The organism is Rhodococcus sp. NPDC055024 (assembly GCF_053608585.1).
In genome coordinates, this window is the sequence record NZ_JBSGVT010000037.1 from 1 (window position 1) to 6,558 (window position 6,558).

Annotated in this window: 1 protein-coding gene; it reads right to left on the minus strand. The window is 62.3% G+C overall.

Annotated features, from left to right (window positions below):
* A partial coding sequence (locus ACWF6P_RS31600; RefSeq protein ID WP_452623677.1) for an amino acid adenylation domain-containing protein occupies window positions 1–6,558 on the minus strand: 6,558 nt, incomplete at both ends.

Sequence of the window (6,558 nt, forward strand, 5' to 3'; positions counted from 1 at the left end):
CGACAACACCACCCCACCACACACCAACCCCCCACCACCCACACCAGCAAACCGACCATCCAACACATCCACCAACGTCAAACCCCCCACCACCAACCCCACACCATCCCAACCACCCACCACCAACCCACGCTCACCCGCAACAAACACGTCGACCTCGCCGACCGTTGTGTCCGCGTCCTCTGCGATGGTGGTGAGAATCCGCGCCAAACGCTGTGCGATGGTGTCGACCGCTGCTCGTTCGAAGGCTGCAGGCTGGTATCGCAGGCTCAGGTGCAAAGCCGGCTCGGCGATCGAGAGCAGGGTGAGCGGGTAATGCGTGGCATCGCGGGCGTCCACAGTGGTGACTCGCATCCCGGCGATGTCGGCGTTCTCATCCATCCCCGAGGTGTCGACGGGATAAGACTCGAAGACCGAGAGTGTGTCGAACAGGTTGCCCACCCCTACCCGTGCCTGAATCGAGCCGAGCCCGACATAGTGATGCTCGAGCAGTGATACCTGCTCGTCCTGTAGTCGAGCGAGCAACTGGGCCCACGTCTCGTCCGGATCCAGTTGCACACGTACGGGCAACGTGTTGATCAGCAGTCCCACCATGTTTTCCACACCAGGTAGTTCGGGTGTGCGTCCCGAGACCGTGGCGCCGAAGACTACGTCTTCGCGGGACAGCAATCGGGACAACAGAACACCCCACGCGGCTTGGACCACCGTGTTCATCGTGATCCCGCTGCGCTGGACCAGTGCACTGAGTCCGTCGAGTACCGGTTCAGGCAGATCGACGATCACTTCCTCGGGCACACCCTGCTCCACGTTCGGTGCTGGATCTGCCAACAGGGTCGGCTCCTCGACGCCCCGCATGGCGTCTTCCCATACCGCGAGCGAGGTGTCGGGATCGCGGTCCGCCAACCACTCCAGATAGGTGCGGTACGACGGGGACTCGGGAAGATCGGGCGGAACTCTGTCGACCGGGAGACCGTCGGCGGCGTATCGCATCAGCAGTTCCCGTACCAACAGTGGCATCGACCAACCGTCGAGAACAATGTGATGGTTTGTCACCGCCAGTACGCACCGCGTCGCGGTGGTTCGCAGCAACGTCAGCCGCAGCAGTGGCGGCGAGGCCAGGTCGAAGGGGGCTCTGCGATCCTCGTCGAGGCACCGCCGTAGCTCTGCTTCGGTAGCCGATCCTTGTTCGGTGAGATCTACTTCGCTCCATGGAATCTCCGCGTCGTCGACGATCAACTGCGCTGGTACACCGTTACTGTCGTAGACGAACGCCGCACGCAGATTCGGGTGGTTGACCAACAGTCCGGCAGCAGCGCCGCGCACGCGCTCGGAATCAACCACTCCTTCGAGTTCGACGCACAGTTGAGCTGTGTAGACATCGGTGGATGTTGCCGCCAGTGAAGCATGGAACATCAACCCCGCCTGAAGAGGCGACACCGACCAGACATCGTTCAATGCCGGGTAATCCCCCTCCCAACTTTCGATCTGTTGCTGGTCGACCGAGACCAGCGCGATGTCCGACGGTGTCAGACCACCCGCACCGGGTCGCGATGCATGAGCGGCCAGACCATCGAGCGCGAGGCGCCAGAGGTCCGCGAACTCCGCGACGTCCGACTCGTCGAGTACCCCGCGTGGAAAGGCAAACGACGCTGTCAAGCACGGGCCGTCGGGACCGTCCTCGACGGCCGCGTTGATGTCGATCACCGACGCCACCGGCATGGAACGATTCTGTGTTCCACCGAGTTTTCGATTGCCTTCGACCGGCAGCCAGTCCTGCGCTCCGTCGGAGGTGCTCACCCGACCCAGATAATTGAAACTGATTTGAGGAGAACGGTATCGGCTGAGGCTCTCCGCGTCTTCGGACAGGTACCGCAGCATGCCGTATCCGATTCCGTGGTCCGGGATCGCACGCACGTGCTCCTTGACGACCTTGACGGCGCGCCCCGCTTCGCCTCCACCTCCCAGTGCGTCGTCGACATCGATCCCGCCAAGATCCAATCGCACCGGGAAGAGCGTGGTGAACCAACCGACGGTGCGAGAGAGATCTGCGCCGGGAACGGCATCTTCTTCACGTCCGTGGCCTTCGAGACTGATCAGCGCGTCGGAGGTATCGATACCCCGGCGTCGTCGCCACCCGATTGCTGCCAGCGCAACAGCGGTGAGGAGCCCGTCGATCACGCCGGCGTGGAATGCCGCAGGAACTGTGGTGAGAAGGCTCCTGGTCACGTGAGACGTGATGTCAGCTGTGACGGTGTCGACAGTCTGGTCGACGTCGATCGTGGGGTCGAGTGGCCGCGAGCCGATCAGGGGGTCCGGACCCTCCAGGATCGTTTTCCAGACGTGCCGTTCGCCGCTCCGCTTGCCGACGTACTCGACAAGCCCGTGTGACCATCGCCGGAACGAGGTTCCGCTCGGCGGTAGTGCCGGAGGAACACCGGCCCGCAGTTGCGCTGTCATCGACGCCAGGTCTGTGACAAGAATGCGCCAGGAGACGCCATCGACGACCAGGTGATGCATCACCAGCAGTAGTCGGCCCCGTTTGTTCGGCACATCGGGATTGTCAGCAACGTCGAACCAGACAACGCGAACCACGTCGGCGGAAGCAGTATCCAAGCTGTCGGCCGCGGCCTCGAGTTCCCTCGACGCCAAGGCGGTGAAGTCGTCATCGTCCACCGCGTCGACTCTCACACGACGGATCAGTCCTTCAGCCGAGATCGAGCCGGGCGGTAGAACTTCCATGACCCGCTCACGCTCGACCAGGCGTGCTCGGAGCATGTCGTGCCGGTCCAGCAGCGCCTGGACGCTACGGACAAGGACGTCCTGGGTGAGATCACCGGGAGCTGTCAGCAAGAGCGCTTGGGAGAACCGGCTCAGTTCGCCGCCGAACAAGCCGCCGCTGCGGTCGAGCATCCACTGTGCCACCGGCGTCAACGGAACAGTACCGATGCCCGATCCTGCCAGCTCCGCGAGAACTTCCGATCCGTCGTGCTCGAATTTCGCCGACTCGGCTAGCGCGGCAACAGATTTGTGGACGAACACATCTCGAGGCGAGAAGATCACACCTGCATCGCGAGCCCGAGCCACCAATTGGATGGACATGATGCTGTCGCCACCGAGCTCGAAGAACGAATCGTGCACTCCTACTGTTTCCACGCTGAGCACCTGCGCGAACAGGCCGGCGAGTAGATTCTCGGTTTCCGTTCGGGGTAGCCGATCAGGTGAGGAGGTGGACGAAAAATCGGGTGCGGGAAGCGCTGCGCGGTCAAGTTTTCCGTGAACCGTCAGTGGAAGCGCATCGAGTATCACCACGGCCACAGGCACCATGTACGACGGCAGCCGCTTGCCGGCATGCGCGAGGACGTCACGCGTATCGATACTCGCTCCCCGATCAGGTACCACGTAGCCGATCAACCGATCGCTACCGTCTCCGTTCCAGACGTCCGTCACCGCCTGGGTCACGCGCGGGTGCGACTGCAATGCCGCTTCGACTTCCCCGAGTTCGATGCGGTACCCACGGATCTTCACCTGGGAATCCGTACGCCCGAGGTACACCAGCTGTCCGTCAGTAGTCCAGCGCACCCGATCGCCCGTGCGATAGATCCGGGTTCCCGGCGGACCGAACGGATCAGCGACAAACTGCGTGGACGTCAGTGCGGAACGCCGGTGATAGCCACGTGCCAAAGCCGGCCCGGCAAGATACAACTCCCCGGCGACACCCACCGGCACCGGGCGAAGCCGCGAATCCAGCACTACCTCGGCAAATCCCCGAGTTGGTGCACCGATGGTGACCGTTTCGTCAGGCGTCAGAGCTGCACTGATACTCGACACGACCGTTGCCTCGGTCGGGCCGTAGGCGTTGAACATTCTTCTGCCCGACGCCCAGCGGGTCACCAATTCCGATGGACACGCCTCTCCGCCGGTGACGACGCATCCGACTGTGGTGAGGCCGTCGGGATCGACGGACGCCAAAGCCGCCGGAGTGACAAAACAATGAGTGACGCGCTCGCGCTCCAGTAACTCCGCCAGCTCCGACCCGCCGTAGACGGTCGGGGGAACGACCACCATGGTGGCTCCGGCACCAACGGCCCACAAGAGTTCGAGAACCGAGGCGTCGAAACTCGGCGAAGCGAAGTGCAGGATTCTGGATCGAGTCGTGGCAGCAAAAGTCTCGCGCTCCTCGCGAGCAAAGTTGCTCAACCCGCGATGCGTGACCGTCACACCCTTCGGCGTTCCTGTAGATCCCGACGTGTAGATCACATAGGCCGGATTGTCGGTTCGAATCCGTGTCGTCCGATCCGCGTCGGTGATTCTCGACGGCGAGTACGTCGACAACCGTTCCGCCACACTCTCGTCGTCGAGAACCACCCAAGGCACTCGGTCGGCGAGCACACCGCGATGCGCCCTGATGGTCATTCCCCAGGCGGCGCCGGAGTCGCCCAACATGTACTCGATACGTTCAGAAGGATGACTCGGGTCCACGGGAAGGAATGCCGCACCGGTCTTGGCAACGGACCACACTGCCAGAACGGACTCGACGGAACGTGGGACGCACAGCGCGACCATCGACTCGGGGCCCACTCCGGATTCGATCAGCATGCGGGCCAACCGGTTCGACTGCGCGTCGAGTTCGCGGTAGGTCACTTCACGCTCCTCGAATATCAGTGCGACGGCGTCGGGATCGTGGGCGGTTGCCATATCTGTTGCTGCAGTGAGCAACTCCGATAAACTCTGTGCCGCGGCGGAAACCTCACCTCGAACAGGAACCAGTTCGATGTGCTCACGGGTGTCGAGGATGTCGATATCTCCGATCCGCGAGTGCGGATCGGAGGTCACGCTATCGAGTATCCGCTGCAAGCGACCGGCGAAGGACCCCACTGTTCTCTCGTCGAAAATATCTGTGGCATATCCGAATTCAGCGTGAATGCCGCCCGGTTCGCCGGCATCGTCGAAGGTCTGCGATACCGTCAACTGCAGATCGAAGTTGATGGTGTCGATCGCGACGCCGACGTCGGTCACCTGCAGGTTGGGGAGTTCAAGTCCGGGCCGCTCGATGTCTTGGAACTCCAGCATGACTTGAAACAGGGGCGAATATGCCGTCGAACGTGAAGGATTCACGTTCTCGACGACTCGTTCGAACGGCACGTCGGCGTGAGTGAAGGCGCTCAGATCGATGCCTCGGACCAGGTCGAGGAACTCCCCGAAAGTCGTCCCGCGGTCTACTGCAGTGCGCAAGACCAATGTATTGACGAACATCCCCACCAGTTCGTCGAGTTCTCGCTCCCCACGCCCGGCGATCGGAGTTCCGACGGCGATGTCGGCGGTATCACTCAGTCGTGCCAACATCACGGCCAGGGCTGCGTGCACTACCATGAAGACCGTGGCGTTGCGCTGGCGGGCAAGGCCGATCAGACCGGCATGAATCTCCGAATTCACCACGAACCGAACCCGCCCGCGTCGAAGCGAGCGCACATCACCGCGCGGTCGATCGGTGGGAATGTCGAGTACCTCCGGTGCGCCGGCAATATTGTCGACCCAATAGTCGAGTTGTGTCGAGACCAAGGACTGCTCGTCGGATTCCGAGCCCAACCAATCACGTTGCCACAACGCATAGTCGGCGTACTGGATCGCCAGCGGCGCCCACTCAGGCGCTTCTCCCTTCACTCGGGAGGCGTAGGCGCTCATGAGATCGCGAGCCAGCGGCGCCGTGGAGAAACCGTCTGCGGCGATGTGGTGTACCACGATCACCAGGACATGCGTCGGGACTTGATCACCCCCACGTAACAGAGATGCGCGCAACGGGACCTGCCGTGCGACATCGAAGCCCTCCGAGACAAGGCTGCGGCACCTCTCGCGCAGTTCCTCCTCGCCCAGCACAATTGTCGGTACGAGGTTTGATAGGACCTGTGAGGAAGACACGATCACTTGACGTGGGCCGGCGTCAGTGAGCGGGAAAATTGTGCGTAGAGACTCGTGCCGGTCGACGACGTCGCCAAATGCCGCGTGAAGCGCACTGACATCCACAGTGCCGTCCAGCCGTAACGCACACGCGATGTTGTACGCGGCGGAATCAGGGTCGAACTGATTGGCAAACCACATCCTCTGCTGCGCAGGTGAAAGCGGGATATCCGTGGTCGCACCCCGCGGTCTCAACGGCGGCTTGACTCCGACGCCGCCACCGGCGTCCCCTCCGCGTGACTGCGCCAACTCGGCCAGCGCTGCCACGGTGGACGCGTCGAAAACGTCGCGGATACTGATCCGTTCACCGAGAACCGAATTCACCCGTGCAACCAACCGAGTCGCACTGAGAGAGTTTCCACCGAGAGCAAAGAAATCATCGCGCACACCGACCCTCGATATTCCCAGTAGCTCGCCGAAAACGATGGCAACGGTCTCCTCGAAGGGCGTACGCGGTGCAACATAGTGAAGCGGAGGAGGATCAAAGTCGATATCCGGTAGGGCTTTACGGTCCAACTTCCCATGCACCGTCACCGGCAACCCATCCAACACCACCACCACCGACGGCACCATGAACCCCGGAAGAGACCTCCGCACCCCCTC